Genomic DNA, 15,141 nt, shown 5'->3' with positions numbered 1-15,141 from the left:
ATGCCCCCGCCCCTCTGACCCCTAGAGCAGACAGCGCCGTCCGCCCTGCCCACGATCGCCCCGCTCCACCCAGCCTGTCGAAGTGAGAGGCACCCACCATGCCGCTGCATGTCCCCCCGGCTCCCGCGCCCGCCCTGCGCAGCGTCCTCGCGGCACTCGGTTCTCCCACCGCCGTGCGCGAGGCCCGCACCCCGTCCCTGCGCAACGCCCAGGGACCCGTAAGCCCCGAACTCCCGCTGCCCGTGCACGTACTGGACCGGATCACTCCACTCGACGTCCCGCCACGGACCAGGCTCGCCGGCTGGCGCTTCCTCATCCGCAGCGGCGACCGCGCGGTGGCCGCGGGCGACACGATGCTGACCCCGGACGGCTGGGCCTTCTCGCACTTCTTCGAGGGTCCGTACGTCGCCGCCACCGAACGCGCCCTGCGCCAGGCGGAGACGATCCCCAGGCACTACCAGCCCCGCCTACTCTCCGTCCCTGAGCTGTACATGCTCACCCTGTGGCTGCACGGCGACACCGGCGCCGACGGCGGCGAGGGCACCCTTCAGCCCTCGGACCTGCTGGTACCCCTCGCCCCCGCCCCGCCCGGGATCGCCGCGCACCTGCCGCACCGTGCGGCCGACCTCCTTCCGGTCCTGACCCACCGGCTGGCTCCGGTCCCCCTCCTCGGTTCACCCGCCTGAGCGCTCTACTCCCACGTGCCCCGCGGCCCGCCCCGGCCGCGGGGCACCGTGCTGCCAAGGGCCGGCCACGTACGAGTGAAGGACCATCCGGACTAGCCCCATCCGGCCACCCCGAACCACCCGTCTGGGCAGTCGAGTTGGACTGAACCGTCCGCACGGGTGACGCGTCCTTACCGGGTGAAGCGAGCTGCCGGGAAATCCCTGCGGATTGGCGCCCGTAGGGCAACACTGGGAGCGCACCGACTGATACGGGGGGCGGTCATGAACACCGCATCGAGCCGCAGGACACTCACCACAACGCAGCGAAAGAAATCATCCATGTGCCAGCACCAGCCACCATGCCCCACAGCCGACTCCGCCGACCGGGAGGCAGCGCTCCTCATCGCGCACCACCCGGAGCAGGGCTGGAGCCTTCTGTGCAACGGCGTCCTGTTCTTCGAGGACACCGGTGAGCTGCTGCCGGACGGGCAGATCATCGCCCCGCACCGGCCGCTGGGCACCGAATCGGTGGTACGCGCGGCGTAAGCCACGCCTGTACGAGAAGGGCCGGCCCGGAGAAATCTCCGAACCGGCCCTGACGTATGCCCGGGGACACGTCCCCGCAGGGCCCGTCAGTTCTCGTACGCATCCAGGGGCGGGCAGGAGCAGACCAGGTTCCGGTCGCCGTACGCCTGGTCGATGCGGCGCACCGGCGGCCAGTACTTGTCGGCCGCGACCACTCCGGCCGGGAACACGGCCTCCTGACGCGTGTAGGCGTGCTCCCACTCGCCGCCGAGCACGGCCGCGGTGTGCGGCGCGTTGCGCAGCGGGTTGTCGTCCGCGGGCCACACGCCCGAGCCGACCTTCTCGATCTCGCCGCGAATGGCGATCATCGCCTCGCAGAAGCGGTCCAGCTCGATCAGGTCCTCGCTCTCGGTCGGCTCGATCATCAGCGTCCCGGCCACCGGGAAGGACATGGTCGGCGCGTGGAAGCCGTAGTCGATGAGCCGCTTGGCGATGTCGTCGACGGTGACGCCGGTCGCCTTGGTGAGCGGCCGCAGATCGATGATGCTCTCGTGCGCGACGAGCCCGCCGGGCCCGGTGTAGAGCACCGGGTAGTGCGGCTCGAGCCGCTTGGCGATGTAGTTGGCACCGAGCACGGCGACCTGGGTGGCGCGCTTGAGCCCCTCACCACCCATGAGACGTACGTACGCCCACGAGATCGGCAGGATTCCCGCCGAGCCCCACGGAGCCGCGGAGATCGGCCCGACACCCGTCTCCGGGCCGGCGGCGGGCTGCAGCGGGTGGTTGGGCAGGTACGGCGCCAGGTGCTCGCGCACACCGACCGGACCGACACCGGGACCGCCGCCGCCGTGCGGGATGCAGAAGGTCTTGTGCAGGTTCAGATGCGAGACGTCGCCGCCGAAGTGCCCCGGCTTGGCAAGTCCCACAAGGGCGTTGAGGTTGGCGCCGTCCACGTAGACCTGACCGCCGGCCTCGTGCACCTGGGCGCAGATGTCGGCGACGTGCTCCTCGAACACACCGTGCGTCGAGGGGTACGTGATCATCAGCACGGCCAGCTCGTCGCGGTGCTTCTCGATCTTGGCGCGCAGGTCGTCGTAGGAGATCTCGCCGTCGTCGGCGGTCTTGACCACGACGACCTTCATGCCGGCCATCACGGCGCTCGCGGCGTTGGTGCCGTGCGCGGAGGACGGGATGAGGCAGATGGTGCGCTGGGTGTCGCCGTTGGCCCGGTGGTAGCCGCGTACGGCGAGCAGACCGGCGAGCTCGCCCTGCGAGCCGGCGTTGGGCTGCAGCGACACCTTGTCGTACCCGGTGACCGTCGCGAGCTGCTCCTCCAGCTCACGGATGAGCGTGAGGTAGCCCTGGGCCTGGTCGGCGGGCGCGAAGGGGTGCAGGCCGCCGAACTCGGGCCAGGTGACGGCCTCCATCTCGGTGGTGGCGTTGAGCTTCATCGTGCAGGAGCCGAGCGGGATCATGCCCCGGTCGAGCGCGTAGTCACGGTCGGAGAGGCGCCGCAGGTAGCGCAGCATCGCGGTCTCGGAGCGGTACTGGTGGAAGACCGGGTGCGTCAGGAACTCGTCGCCGCGCAGCAGGCCCTCGGGCAGCGTCTCGTCGGTGCTCGCGTCGAGCGCCTCGATGTCGGCCTCGGTCCCGAAGGCGGCCCAGACTGCGGCCAGTTGGGTACGCGTGGTGGTCTCGTCACAGGAGACAGAGACGTGGTCGGCGTCGATCAGGTGCAGGTTGACCCCGCCCTCACGGGCGGCGGCGACGACCTCGGCGGCCCGCTCCGGCACCCGGGCGGTCAGGGTGTCGAAGTAGTTGCCGTGCACGATCTCGACGCCACCGGCCTTGAGCCCCTCGGCGAGGATCGCGGCGTAACGGTGGGTGCGGCGCGCGATGTCCTTGAGGCCCTCGGGCCCGTGGTACACGGCGTACATGCCGGCCATGACGGCGAGCAGCACCTGGGCGGTACAGATGTTGCTGGTGGCCTTCTCCCGGCGGATGTGCTGCTCGCGGGTCTGCAGCGCCAGGCGGTACGCCTTGTTGCCGTCGGCGTCGACGGAGACCCCGACGAGGCGCCCCGGCAGGCTGCGCGCGAACTTCTCACGGACGGCCATGTAACCGGCGTGCGGTCCACCGAAGCCCATCGGCACACCGAAGCGCTGCGAGGTACCGACGGCGATGTCCGCGCCGAGCTCGCCGGGCGAGGTGAGCAGGGTCAGCGCGAGCAGATCGGCGGAGACGGTGACGATCGCACCGAGCTCGTGGGCCTGCTCGATGAGGGGCTTCAGATCGCGCACGGCGCCCGAGGCACCGGGGTACTGCAGCAGCACGCCGAAGACGCCGCGCTCGGCGATCTCGGTCGGAATGCCGGCGGACAGGTCCGCGACGACGACCTCGACGCCGGTCGGCTCGGCACGCGTCTCGATCACGGCGATGGTCTGCGGCAGGGCGTCGGCGTCGATCAGGAAGACACCGCCCTTGACCTTGCCGACGCGGCGGGCGAGCGCCATGGCCTCGGCGGCCGCGGTGCCCTCGTCGAGCAGCGAGGCACCCGAGGTGGGCAGCCCAGTCAGGTCGGCGACCACGGTCTGGAAGTTGAGCAGCGCCTCGAGGCGGCCCTGCGAGATCTCCGGCTGGTACGGCGTGTAGGCCGTGTACCAGGCCGGGTTCTCCATGACGTTGCGCAGGATCACCGGCGGCGTGAAGGTGCCGTAGTAACCGAGGCCGATCATCGGGGCCAGGACCTGGTTGCGGTCCGCGAACGCGCGCAGCTCGGCGAGGACTTCGGCCTCGGTGCGCTCCGCGGGCAGTCCGAGGGCCTCGGCGCTCTTGATCACATCCGGGACCGCGGCCGCGGTCAGCTCGTCGAGCGAGCCGTACCCGACCTGGGCGAGCATCTTGGCGCGCGCCTCGGCATCGGGGCCGATGTGGCGCTGCTCGAAGGGGATGCCACGCTCCAGCTGGGCGAGCGGAATGCGGTTGGCGGTCATGAGTGAGGCCTCCTGGTCGATGCGACCTGCGAGGGGTACCACGGCGCGGGTACCCGGACGGCCTCCCCCTCTGTCATCTCAACCTGAGAGTTTCGCCGGCCCGCCAGGCAAAACCAGGCATGCCGACTTGCACCGTCGGTGAGGAGGGGATTCGAACATTCCGCCCGATGCCCGCCCTGCTTTCCAGAGTGACCTCGCCCGCGCGGTACAGGGGCCTGAGAGATTCCGGGGAGGAGTTGCTCCTTCGGCGCCCCCGGTGATGGCCGGGGAACTCTCCCGCACGGGGTCAGCAGCTGCGAGCCAGCCTACCGTGTGCCCACCTACCTGCGAGGACCACCCGGACAGCGGATCAACCTTCGAGTGGCCGTCACCCAGAATGTGCTCTTTTGTAGGGGATACGGATGGTGTGACGTGTTGGAGGGACCGTGCAGACCGATATCGATCCCCGCAGCTTGATCGGACGCAAGGCGTACGACCGCAAGGGCACCAAACTCGGCACGGTCGACGAGGTCTACCTCGACGATGCCACCGGCACCCCGGAGTGGGCGGCGATACGCACGGGCCTGTTCAGCAGGGACGCCTTTGTCCCCCTGGAGCCCAGCGAACTGGTCGAGGGAACACTGCGTGTCCCGTTCGAACGCGCCCTCATCAAGGACGCCCCCGACTTCGGCGTCGGCCGCCACCTCTCCCCCGAGCAGGAACTGCAGCTCTACCACCACTACGGCCTCGACGTCGCCGCCCCCGCCGAGACCCCGCCGGACCGCGACTTCGGGCGCATCGCCGGCTCCGAGGAAGCCTGACTCCCCGCTCACACGCCCGCGAGGGGGCTGCTGGGGACTCACCCCCGCAACGCCCACCCCGGCGCCGCACGCCGTCGAAGGTCAAGCCCCGGTACGCGCCTTCTCGACCACGTCCGGCACGGCGACCAACGGCAGCGGCTCGGCCGGCTCCAGCTCAGGATCATCGGTCCTGAAGGTCCGCACCCGCCCGGGCACCGACCCCGGCGTCTCGAACCGCACCGTGACCCGCCCCAGCCCGCTTCCCTGCACCCACCCGTGCCCGAACTCGCCGTGCCGCACATCGTGCCCGGCATGCCAGCGCCGCTCCGCGGGACCCGCCTCCGGCTCAGCGGAGCCCTTCCCCACGTCGTCCCGCTGCGTGTCCTCGGCCGACGTCCCACCCCCGCGCATCCCGTTCTCCTCGTCCCCCTGGACCATGAGCCCGGACTGCACCTGAGCCTGCGCGAACAGATCCTCCTGGGTGTAGTCCGCGAGCCCGCTGACCCCGACCCCGAGCAGCCGCACCCCGCCCGTGGTGTCCACTGACTCCAGGAGCCGAGCCGCCGCCTCCCGCACCACGGCAGGGTCGTCCGTCGGCCCGCGCAGCGTCTCCGACCGGGTCAGCGTCGAGAAGTCGTACCGCCTGACCTTCAGCACCACGGTCCGCCCGGACCGCTCCGCGGCCCGCAACCGCTGCACACACCGCTCCGCGAGCCGCGCCACCTCGAGCCTGACCCGCACCCGGTCGTGGATGTCCACGTCGAAGGTGTCCTCGACCGAGACGGACTTGGTGTCCCGCTCGGCCACCACGGGCCGCTCGTCGTGCGCCAGCGCCATCGCGTACAGATGCCCGCCGTGCGCCTTCCCGAGCAGCCGTACGAGCTCGTCCTGGCCCGCCCCGGCGATCTCCTCGATCGTCGTGATCCCGGCCCGCCGCAGATGGTCCCCGGTCGCAGGACCGACGCCCGGCAGCGTACGCACCGACATCGGCCCGAGCAGTGCCCGCTCGGTGCCCGGCTCGATCAGCCGCAGCCCGTCGGGCTTGGCCTCCTCCGAAGCGATCTTCGCCAGCATCTTGGACGCGGCAAGTCCGACCGACCCGGTCAACCCCGTCACGACCCGTATGTCCGCCCGCAGCCGCTCCCCCACCGCCCGCGCCGAGGCCTCGTCCCAGGCCACGTCCCCGGCCTCCAGGTCGACGAAGGCCTCATCCAGACTCAGCGGCTCGACCAGCGGCGACAGCTCCCGCAGCAACGTCATGACCTGCTCACTGATCTCGCGGTACAGCCCGAAGCGCGGCACCAGATAGGCGGCATTCGGTGCCAGCCGCCGCGCCTGCCCCATGGGCATCGCCGAATGCACCCCGAACCGACGCGCTTCGTACGAGGCCGTCGCGACCACCCCACGCGGCCCGAGCCCACCCACGACCACGGCTTTTCCGCGCAGGCTGGGCTTGGCTGCCTGCTCCGCGGAGGCGAAGAAGGCATCCATGTCCAGATGCAGAATCGTGGGCGCCGATCTCACAAGACCGATGCTGCCCTACGCCACTGACAATGCCGCCGCTCGCGCGCTCACCCGGCGCGGTTGCGCCGCCGCGCCAGCTCGTCGGCGGGGTTGTGGCCGACCAGCGTCTCCCCGGTGTCCACACGCTCGCCATGGAGCTGCGACAGGGCCGCTTCCACGTCCCGCCACACCACGCCCACCGCGATCCCGAAGATCCCCTGACCGCCCTGGAGCAGGTCGACGACCTCGTCGGGCGAGGTGCACTCGTACACGGTCGCGCCGTCGCTCATGAGCGTCAGCCGCTCCAGGTCGGCGAATCCGCGGTCCCGGAGGTGCTGGACCGTGGTGCGGATGTTCTGGAGCGACACCCCGGTGTCCAGGAACCGCTTCACGATCTTCAGAACGACCACGTCGCGGAAGCTGTAGAGCCGCTGGCTCCCCGACCCGTACGCGGGCCGGACGCTGGGCTCCACCAATCCGGTGCGCGCCCAGTAGTCGAGCTGACGATAGGTGATCCCGGCGGCGGCGCACGCCGTCGGTCCCCGGTAACCGATCTCCTCGGACACCGCACCGTCGCTGCCCTGCACCACCGCAGGCAGCTTCGGAGCGTGACCGGCCGCATTGCCATGGAGCGGATACGGACCGCCCACCCCCAGACTCCGTCCGGGGCCCCCTGCCGTGCCGTCGCCGCTGCTTCTCACGCCGACCTCCGTCCTTGACCTGCCTTCTCGACGGTAGGCAGTACCCAGGAGCACGTCAACGAACGCCACGCTCGGCACACCGAGTGATAATCACCCTGAGAGTGGTTTCCCGTGCCCTACCGCGGGGAAAGGCTAGCCGAATGGTCCGACAGGCCCGTTTGAGCCGAGATGCTCACTGGCTGTTGGTACCGAAGTCCTCGGGCGAGATCTGGTCGAGGAACTCGCGGAATTTCTCCACCTCGTCCTCCTGCTCGTCCGGGATCGCGATGCCCGCATCGTCGAGCACCCCGTCACTGCCGTAGATGGGGGTTCCCGTGCGCAGGGCCAGCGCTATGGCGTCGGAGGGCCGGGCGCTGACCTCGACCCCGCTGGCGAAGACCAGCTCCGCGTAGAACACGCCTTCACGCAGGTCCGTGATCCGCACTTCGGTGAGCTCCTGGCCCACGGCCTCCAGCACGTCCTTGAACAGGTCGTGCGTCAGCGGCCTGGCTGGTGCCATGCCCTGCTGTGCGAAGGCGATCGCGGTCGCCTCCCCTGGTCCGATCCAGATGGGGAGGTATCGATCGCCTCCCACTTCACGCAGGAGCACGATCGGTTGGTTGGAGGGCATTTCGACCCGGACACCGACAACGTCGAGCTCATTCACACAGCAACCCTAGGACCTGCGCGGCAGGTTTGGGTAGTCGGGTACCCGCTGAGTGCCTACGGGCGTACCCTGAGCGCCGCCTGCACAAGAGCGGCATGCAGCCGTCCCGTGAGTCCGGCAAGCTCCTGGGCCCGCGCCTCGGCACGGGTCCTGGTCTGCGGATTGCGGTGCCGGCGCAGCGGCGCGAGCACCTGATCGACCAGACCCGCCTCGCGCTCGGCCGATGCCTTGATCCCACGAAGATGGCGCGGTTCGATGCCGAATCTTCCGAGCTCCGCCACGAGTTTGGCGATCTGCACGGCCTCGATGTCGTAACCGTCCTCGACCGTGGGAGCGATGAGCCCGTACGACTCCCATTCGTCGAGTGCTTCCTCGCCGACCTGGGCCGCCGCCAGGAGCTCCGCACGACCGACCCGGGCGGCGGTCCGCGCCTCGGCCTCGGCCGCCTCGCCGGAGTCATCCAGAGTCGCGCGCTGCTGTTCCGCGGGCAGCGGCGGCGCCTGCTCACCGCGCTCCAGGGCGTCGAGGTGCTCCCGGATCACCTTCAGCGGCAGATAGTGGTCACGTTGCATCCTCAGCACCTGAGCGAGCCGCTCTACGTCCTCAGGGCTGAACTTCCGGTACCCGGACGGTGTGCGTTCCGGCTCGACCAGGCCCTCGGCCTCCAGGAAGCGAATCTTGGAGATCGTGACCTCGGGGAATTCATCACGCAGCAGTGCGAGCACCGTGCCGATGCTCACCTGACGGCCGTCCGCGGTGGCGGTGCCGTTTCCGGCACCGCCCCTCGGTTCTTGAAGCATGGACCTTCCCTGGCGGGTCAGATGCCCCGCTGGCTCGCGTAGAAGACCAGCCGGTACTTGCCGATCTGGACCTCGTCACCGTTCGACAGGGCGACCGAGTCGATGCGCTCCCGGTTGACGTACGTACCGTTGAGGCTGCCCACATCGGCCACCGTGAAGTGTCCGTCCGCACCGCGGCGGAACTCCACGTGACGACGCGAAACGGTCACGTCGTCCAGGAAGATGTCACTCTGCGGATGACGCCCGGCCGTGGTCAGCTCGCCGTCCAACAGGAAGCGGCTGCCCGAGTTCGGCCCGCGACGCACCACAAGGAGCGCGGAACCCATCGGCAGCGCGTCGACGGCCGCCTGGGCCTCCGGCGACAGCGCCGGCGACTGGGTCTGCCCGGTCACCTCCGCGTCATAGGCCTCGAGGCCCGAGATGGAGATGGTCGAGGTCGTTTCCGACGGCCGCTCGGGCATGGCGCCCGCCCGCAGCGGTGCCCCACAGTTGGAACAGAACCGGCTGGCCTCGGCGTTGCGGTGCCCGCACCTCGTACACACCGGCATGGACGGATCCTCCTGCCGCGGCTGCCCCGCGGGGGCATTGGACGCGTACGGATCGGAGGGAAACTCTCCACCCGTACTTGAGGTTGATGGTTCTCCGAAACCTATGCGGCCGGAAGCGGCAGGGTCAACAGAAGACGCGCCCTGTCCGCCCGAAATGTCACCACCGGGACCGCCGACCTGGTCGCGGAAGAGCGGCCGCTCGCCACTCTGCCCCTCGGCGTCCCCATGCCGCGGAGCGCGGTGCCGGGCGGTGGCGTTGCCACCCTCCTGGCGCGCGCTCTTGCCGAACAACTTCTGAAACAACTTCACGGGCGATTCCCCTTGACCGAAACAGACCCGCCCGTGGGGCAGGACGAACCGTGACTGCACACACCGGCACACGCAGCAAACACAGACATCCTCACAACGTCCGCATCCACCGGACAGTTTCCACCACGCACCACACTTCTGATGCGCCGACCCCCCGCAACCTCTCGTCCTTGCACAACAGCCCTCATCCGCCCCCGCCTCACTGGGAAGACGACTGAGCGTAGTCAGGACGATTCGCCCGTCGCAAGGCATCTACGACGATCTTCTCACCACGCGTCACGGACACTGTGGCCTGCTCCTTCTCCAGCGTCTGCACCACCCCGCCAGGGATGTTGAGCGCCGGCTCCAGGTCCTGCGGCTTGCCGATCACCTTGAAGGTGTAGGGCGAACTGATCTTGCGTCCGTCCACCCTCACCCCACCGTCCGCGTCCTCGAGGTAGGTGTTGGCCACGACCCGGACATCATCGACCTGAATCGCCTCGGCACCGGCGGCGCGCAGCTCCTGGATCGCGTCGAGCAGCATGTCCGCCTCGACCGCTCCCTTGCCGTCGGTGATCGTCAGCGTGATCCCCGGCCCTTGGGCCGCCACCGTCCCTGCGAGCACACCGAGTTGCCGCTCCTTCTCGACCGTCTGCTTGCGCGCCTCCTCGGCCTGGTCCGAGCTGTTCTCCAACTCGGTCCGCTGGTCGTCGAGGCGCTGCTTCTCGTCTTCAAGACGCTGCGTACGGTCATCCAGTTCATCGAGGATGCGCACAAGATCTTCCTGCCGCGCGCCGCGCAGCGCACTGCTGTCGCTGTTGGAGCGCACCTGGATGGCCAGGCCGAGCCCCAGTACGAACAGCAGGAGCGCCACGATCAGTTGGGCACGCGACACCCTGGGCGGCCACAGACTCTTGAACAGCCGCTGCCGACCCGTGACCCGCTCCTCGCCCGCCTCCGACTGCTCGGCGGCCTCGGGCATCTCAGCGGCCTCGGGCGTCTGATCGTCCTGCGCCGGCGTTTCGTCGCTACTCATCGGCCTCACGCCCGGAAGACATGCCGGCGGATCGCGGCGGCGTTGGAGAAGATCCGGATGCCGAGCACCACCACCACACCCGTGGACAACTGGGCACCGACGCCCAACTTGTCTCCCAGGAACACGATGAGAGCCGCAACCACCACATTGGACAGGAACGACACCACGAAGACCTTGTCGTCGAAGATGCCGTCAAGCATCGCCCGCAAGCCTCCGAACACCGCGTCGAGTGCTGCCACGACGGCGATCGGAAGATACGGCTCGACCACCGCGGGAACCTCCGGCCGGACGAACAGTCCGACCACCACTCCCACGATGAGGCCCAGTACGGCGATCACGATGTGCCCTTCCCTGCTTTCGGCTCTGCGGTGCGAACGATCAGGCTCGGCGCGGCAGGCAACTGCATGTCGCCCTCGACGGAAATGCCCGTCCTGATCCCGAAGTTCTCCTGCAGCGCATGCAGGTACTGCCCGTCGGCGCTGTCCTGGAACGTGGTGCTCAACTTCTGACCGTCCCCCACCGCAAGGACCGTATAGGGCGGCACCAAGGGCTTGTTGTCGACCAGTATGGCGTCACCCGCCGCCCTGATCGCGGACAGCGCGGTCAGCCGCTGTCCGTTGATGGCGATGGCCTCCGCACCGGACTGCCAAAGCCCGTTGACGACTTGCTGCATGTCCCGGTCGCGCACCCGGCCGTTGTCGGAGAAGCCCGAACTCTCGCGGGGTCCACCGCCACCCGACTCGGTCTCCTTGGCGTCGTTGACCACCAGCTTCACACCGGGGCCGTGCACCTCCGTCGCTCCCGAGAGCAGTGCCACCAACTCCCCCTGGTCGCCCCCGTGCTCCTCGAGCGCCGCACGCTGGCGCCGCCCGACGTCGTCACGCAGCGCGTCGATGTCGTCCTCGAGCTTGTCGGCCGCGGCCGTCTCCCGCTCGATCCGGTCGATCAGCTCCTGGCGCTCCTTGGCAACCACCGGTGCCGATATCCGCGCCTGCGCCGCTCCCACGGTCACGACCAGCGCGGCAAGCACCAGACCGGCCGCCAGACCGAGCTTGGCCCGCAGGGTCCGCGGAAGTCCGCCCTCCCCCAGCGCATCCTTGCGTGCGGCTGCCTCGGCATAGCCGTCGTCGAGGCTGTGGTCCATCACATTGGTGAGCAGCGACATCGAAGCGTCCGGGCGCGCGGGGCGCGAGTCGGTGCTCCGTACGGGGGGCTGCTGCGGCATGCCGCACATCGTCGCACGTCGGGGGCCATACCTCCGAATGGCCGCACCGGCGTGCCGAACAGCGGGCCCCGAGGCCGCTGTCCGGCACGCCGCGAACTCAGTGTCCGGCGCTGTCCACGACCACCGACCACTCGTCCAGCAAAGCCTGCGCCGACGCATCGTCCGGCCCCTCGGCCCACAAATGCGTCACGGCCTCGGCCGGGTCCGGCAAAACCATCACCCAACGCCCATCGGCCTCGACGACCCGCACACCGTCGGTCGTGTCGACGGACCGCTCCCCGGCAGCTTCCACCACCCGCCGCATGACCAGGCCCTTCACAGCCCACGGCGTCGCCAGATCCCGACGCAGCACATGCGCCCGTGGAATCCGCGCGTCGATCTGGCTCAGCGTGAGCTGAGTCCGTGCGACCAGCCCAATGAGCCGAACAAAAGCGGCACTTCCATCGAATACGCTGCTGAACTCGGGAATGATGAACCCGCCACGCCCGTCCCCACCGAAGATGGTCGCCTCGTCACGCCCCACCCGAGTCAGATCGTCCGGCGACGTAGTCGTCCACTCCACCTGCGTACCGTGGTACGCGGCCACCTGCTCGGCAATCCGCGTCGTGGTCACCGGCAACGCCACCCGCCCACTGCGCCGCTCGGCGGCGACCAGATCGAGCAATACGAGCAGGGCCCGGTCGTCCTCGACGATCCGCCCCTTCTCATCGACCAGCGACAGCCGCTCGCCCACCGGGTCGAACCGCACCCCGAACGCCGCGCGCGCAGACGCCACGATCTCCCCGAGGCGCACCAGCCCGGACCGCCGTGTATCAGCGGTCTCCGTGGGCCTCGATTCATCCAGCCCAGGGTTGATGGTCAGCGCATCAACTCCCAGACGCCCCAGCAGACTGGGCAGCACCAGCCCCGCGCTGCCGTGCGAGGCATCCACCACCACCTTGAGCCCGGAGTCCGAGATCCCGGTGGTATCGACATTCCGCAGCAGCGACCCCGTGTAGGAGTCGTAGACGCTGGACGGAAAATGCAGATCCCCGATCTCCCCGGGGAACGCCCGCCGGTACTCCTGACGCGCATACACCCGGTCCAGCTTGCGCTGCCCGCCCTGCGAGAGATCCGCCCCACGCTCGTCGAAGAACATGATGTCGACGGAGTCGGGCACCCCCGTCGTCGTCCGGATCATGATCCCGCCGGCACTACCCCGCGCCGTCTGCTGCCGGGCCACCGGCAGCGGTACGTTCTCAAGATCGCGTACGTCGATGGCGCTGGCCTGCAACGCCGAGATCACCGCCCGCTTCAGCGCCCGCGCACCACGGGAGTGGTCACGCGCGGTGGTGACGGTGGACCCCTTCTTGAGCGTCGTCGCGTAGGCCCCCGCCAATCGCACAGCGAGCTCGGGCGTGATCTCGACGTTCAGAATGCCGGACACCCCACGCGCACCGAAGAGATGCGCCTGCCCGCGAGACTCCCAGATGACAGAGGTGTTGACGAAGGCGCCGGCCTCGATGGTCTTGAAGGGATAGACGCGTACGTTCCCTTGAACGATCGATTCTTCACCCACGAGGCACTCGTCACCGATGACGGCACCGTCCTCAATACGGGCGGCCCTCATGATGTCCGTGTTCTTGCCTACGACACACCCGCGCAGGTTGCTGTGCGGACCGATGTAGACGTTGTCGTGGACCACTGCCTTGTGTAGAAATGCCCCGCTCTTGACGACGACATTGGACCCCACGACGGTGTGCTCGCGAATCTCGACGCCGGCCTCGATCTTCGCGTAGTCACCGACGTACAACGGCCCACGCAGCACAGCATCAGGGTGCACTTCCGCACCTTCTGCAACCCACACACCGGGCGAGATCTCGAAGCCGTCGATGTCGACGTCTACCTTGCCCTCGAGCACATCGGCCTGAGCCTTCACATAGCTCTCGTGCGTGCCGACGTCTTCCCAGTAGCCCTCGGCCACATATCCATAGACCGGCTTCCCCTCTTTCATCAGCTGAGGGAACACGTCGCCCGACCAGTCGACAGGGACATCCGGCTCGACATAGTCGAACACCTCGGGCTCCATCACATAGATGCCCGTGTTGACCGTGTCCGAGAAGACCTGGCCCCAGGTCGGCTTTTCGAGGAACCGCTCGACCTTGCCCTCTTCATCGACGATGGTGATGCCGAACTCAAGAGGATTGGGCACACGCGTCAGACATACCGTGACGAGCGCACCCTTCTCCTTGTGGAAATTGATGAGCTCGGTGAGATCGAAGTCGGTCAGGGCATCACCGGAGATCACGAGGAACGCGTCGTCTTTGAGTGCTTCCTCCGCGTTCTTCACGCTGCCGGCAGTGCCGAGTGGCTTCTCCTCATTGGCATAGGTGAGTTCCATCCCGAGCTCTTCGCCGTCACCGAAATAGTTCCTCACCAACGAGGCCAGGAACTGGACGGTCACAACGGTCTCAGTAAGCCCATGCCGCTTGAGCAGCCGCAGCACATGCTCCATGATCGGCCGATTGGCCACGGGAAGGAGCGGCTTGGGCATGCTCGAGGTCATAGGGCGAAGGCGCGTGCCTTCGCCTCCGGCCATCACGACGGCCTTCATGTCGGAAGCGTCCTCCTTGAAGAGACGACTGTCTTGCCGACTTTGCCCGTCCAGACAGGCCCGCTCAGATCAGGTGCGGACCACCAGCCGCTCTACGGCCGCCGAATCGGCAGGTTCAATCGGCCTTGGCGTCCGCCTTGACGAGTCGGCGGACCTGAACCACGTAGAGGATCCCTGCCCACCAGTAGAGCGTTGTACCCCATCCGGCGAACGCCCATCCGAAAATAGCAGCGGGTGTCGAGATCCACCAAGATGCGTCACTGAGAAGGAGCAGGGGGAACGCGTACATCAGGTTGAAGGTCGCGGCTTTGCCGAGGAAGTTCACCTGCGGCGGCGGATACCCATGACGCCTGAGGATGCCCACCATCACCAGGAGCAGTAGTTCACGGGCCAGCAGTAGAGCCGTCAACCAGACAGGCAGAATCTCCCGCCAGGTCAGGCCGACCAACGTGGAGAGGATGTACAGCCGGTCCGCGGCGGGATCGAGCAGCCGGCCGAGGTTGCTGATCTGGTTCCAACGGCGGGCCAGCTTGCCGTCGAGATAGTCGCTGATCCCACTCAGCATCAGCACGAGCAGCGCCCAGCCGTCACTGTTGGCGTCGGGGCCTTCGAACACCGGCCTGAGGATCAACCACAGGAAAAGGGGCACGCCAACGAGGCGCGCCATGCTGAGGATGTTCGGGATGGTGAGGACCCGATCAGTCTGAACTCGGGTCTCCTGGACCTCCACCCGGGGGCCTCCTGTGGGAACGTGCCAACGATGCCCCATGACTTTACCCTCCGTGCCGACGTTCCGGTACACAGGGGGCGTCCAAGTGTCCAGCCCTTACCCCTAAACG

Annotated in this window: 14 protein-coding genes and 2 riboswitches; of the genes, 3 read left to right on the top strand and 11 right to left on the bottom strand. The window is 68.4% G+C overall.

Annotation, left to right across the window (positions count from 1 at the left end):
- Positions 1–98: 98 nt before the first annotated feature.
- Both OG430_RS40345 and OG430_RS40340 read left to right on the top strand, forming a co-directional pair.
- A complete protein-coding gene (locus OG430_RS40345) occupies positions 99–686 on the top strand; it encodes a hypothetical protein (RefSeq protein ID WP_327357622.1) in 588 nt (195 codons plus the stop codon).
- Between the two features lie 318 nt (positions 687–1,004).
- A complete protein-coding gene (locus OG430_RS40340) occupies positions 1,005–1,211 on the top strand; it encodes a DUF5999 family protein (protein ID WP_327357621.1) in 207 nt (68 codons plus the stop codon).
- A gap of 86 nt (positions 1,212–1,297) precedes the next feature.
- Here the strand turns inward: OG430_RS40340 and gcvP are convergent, their stop codons facing one another.
- A complete protein-coding gene (gene gcvP / locus OG430_RS40335) occupies positions 1,298–4,183 on the bottom strand; it encodes an aminomethyl-transferring glycine dehydrogenase (RefSeq protein WP_327357620.1) in 2,886 nt (961 codons plus the stop codon).
- A 60-nt stretch (positions 4,184–4,243) separates the two neighbouring features.
- Positions 4,244–4,376: riboswitch (glycine riboswitch) on the bottom strand.
- Positions 4,377–4,472: riboswitch (glycine riboswitch) on the bottom strand.
- A 136-nt stretch (positions 4,473–4,608) separates the two neighbouring features.
- On the opposite strand from gcvP, the gene OG430_RS40330 reads away from it, so the two are divergent.
- Positions 4,609–4,983 (top strand): PRC-barrel domain-containing protein, encoded by a 375-nt coding sequence (locus tag OG430_RS40330; protein ID WP_327357619.1) that lies wholly within the window; start codon positions 4,609–4,611, stop codon positions 4,981–4,983.
- Positions 4,984–5,064: 81 nt separating this feature from the next.
- Here the strand turns inward: OG430_RS40330 and OG430_RS40325 are convergent, their stop codons facing one another.
- From OG430_RS40325 to OG430_RS40280, 10 genes are all read right to left on the bottom strand, one after another.
- The gene (locus OG430_RS40325) at positions 5,065–6,486 is read right to left on the bottom strand and encodes a DNA polymerase IV (protein WP_327357618.1); all 1,422 of its coding nucleotides are present in this window, start codon (positions 6,484–6,486) and stop codon (positions 5,065–5,067) included.
- Positions 6,487–6,533: 47 nt separating this feature from the next.
- Positions 6,534–7,166 (bottom strand): MerR family transcriptional regulator, encoded by a 633-nt coding sequence (locus tag OG430_RS40320; RefSeq protein ID WP_327357617.1) that lies wholly within the window; start codon positions 7,164–7,166, stop codon positions 6,534–6,536.
- 172 nt (positions 7,167–7,338) lie between these two features.
- Complete coding sequence (locus tag OG430_RS40315) at positions 7,339–7,812, bottom strand: bifunctional nuclease family protein (RefSeq protein ID WP_006123076.1); 474 nt, start codon at positions 7,810–7,812, stop codon at positions 7,339–7,341.
- A gap of 56 nt (positions 7,813–7,868) precedes the next feature.
- Positions 7,869–8,612, bottom strand: a complete 744-nt coding sequence (ftsR, locus tag OG430_RS40310; RefSeq protein ID WP_327357616.1) for a transcriptional regulator FtsR — start codon at positions 8,610–8,612, stop codon at positions 7,869–7,871.
- A gap of 17 nt (positions 8,613–8,629) precedes the next feature.
- Entirely contained in the window at positions 8,630–9,586 is a 957-nt protein-coding gene (locus tag OG430_RS40305) for an FHA domain-containing protein (protein ID WP_327359440.1), read from the bottom strand.
- An 82-nt stretch (positions 9,587–9,668) separates the two neighbouring features.
- Complete coding sequence (locus tag OG430_RS40300) at positions 9,669–10,430, bottom strand: DUF881 domain-containing protein (RefSeq protein WP_327359439.1); 762 nt, start codon at positions 10,428–10,430, stop codon at positions 9,669–9,671.
- Between the two features lie 59 nt (positions 10,431–10,489).
- Positions 10,490–10,822: a small basic family protein gene (locus OG430_RS40295; RefSeq protein WP_251412303.1), complete on the bottom strand. Its 333-nt coding sequence runs from the start codon at positions 10,820–10,822 to the stop codon at positions 10,490–10,492.
- Positions 10,819–11,718: a DUF881 domain-containing protein gene (locus OG430_RS40290; RefSeq protein ID WP_327357615.1), complete on the bottom strand. Its 900-nt coding sequence runs from the start codon at positions 11,716–11,718 to the stop codon at positions 10,819–10,821. Before OG430_RS40290 ends, OG430_RS40295 begins: the two co-directional genes overlap by 4 nt.
- Before the next feature lie 88 nt (positions 11,719–11,806).
- Positions 11,807–14,302: a mannose-1-phosphate guanyltransferase gene (locus OG430_RS40285; protein WP_327357614.1), complete on the bottom strand. Its 2,496-nt coding sequence runs from the start codon at positions 14,300–14,302 to the stop codon at positions 11,807–11,809.
- Between the two features lie 115 nt (positions 14,303–14,417).
- Positions 14,418–15,032, bottom strand: coding sequence for a CDP-alcohol phosphatidyltransferase family protein (locus tag OG430_RS40280; protein ID WP_327357613.1), 615 nt, complete (start codon positions 15,030–15,032; stop codon positions 14,418–14,420).
- Positions 15,033–15,141: the final 109 nt, after the last annotated feature.

Origin of the sequence: Streptomyces sp. NBC_01304 (assembly GCF_035975855.1) — a bacterium.
Taxonomy (GTDB): Bacteria; Actinomycetota; Actinomycetes; order Streptomycetales; family Streptomycetaceae; genus Streptomyces.
The sequence above is the reverse complement of the archived record's forward strand: the minus strand, read 5'-3'. Positions and strand labels throughout refer to the sequence as shown.

What these genes read in the sequence shown, in the direction of transcription:
- OG430_RS40345 (WP_327357622.1), top strand. Translation starts at nt 99, where the DNA reads ATGCCGCTGCATGTCCCCCCGGCTCCCGCGCCCGCCCTGCGCAGCGTC.
- OG430_RS40340 (WP_327357621.1), top strand. Translation starts at nt 1,005, where the DNA reads ATGTGCCAGCACCAGCCACCATGCCCCACAGCCGACTCCGCCGACCGG.
- gcvP (WP_327357620.1), bottom strand. Translation starts at nt 4,183, where the DNA reads ATGACCGCCAACCGCATTCCGCTCGCCCAGCTGGAGCGTGGCATCCCC.
- ftsR (WP_327357616.1), bottom strand. Translation starts at nt 8,612, where the DNA reads ATGCTTCAAGAACCGAGGGGCGGTGCCGGAAACGGCACCGCCACCGCG.
- OG430_RS40300 (WP_327359439.1), bottom strand. Translation starts at nt 10,430, where the DNA reads ATGCCCGAGGCCGCCGAGCAGTCGGAGGCGGGCGAGGAGCGGGTCACG.
- OG430_RS40290 (WP_327357615.1), bottom strand. Translation starts at nt 11,718, where the DNA reads ATGTGCGGCATGCCGCAGCAGCCCCCCGTACGGAGCACCGACTCGCGC.
- OG430_RS40285 (WP_327357614.1), bottom strand. Translation starts at nt 14,302, where the DNA reads ATGAAGGCCGTCGTGATGGCCGGAGGCGAAGGCACGCGCCTTCGCCCT.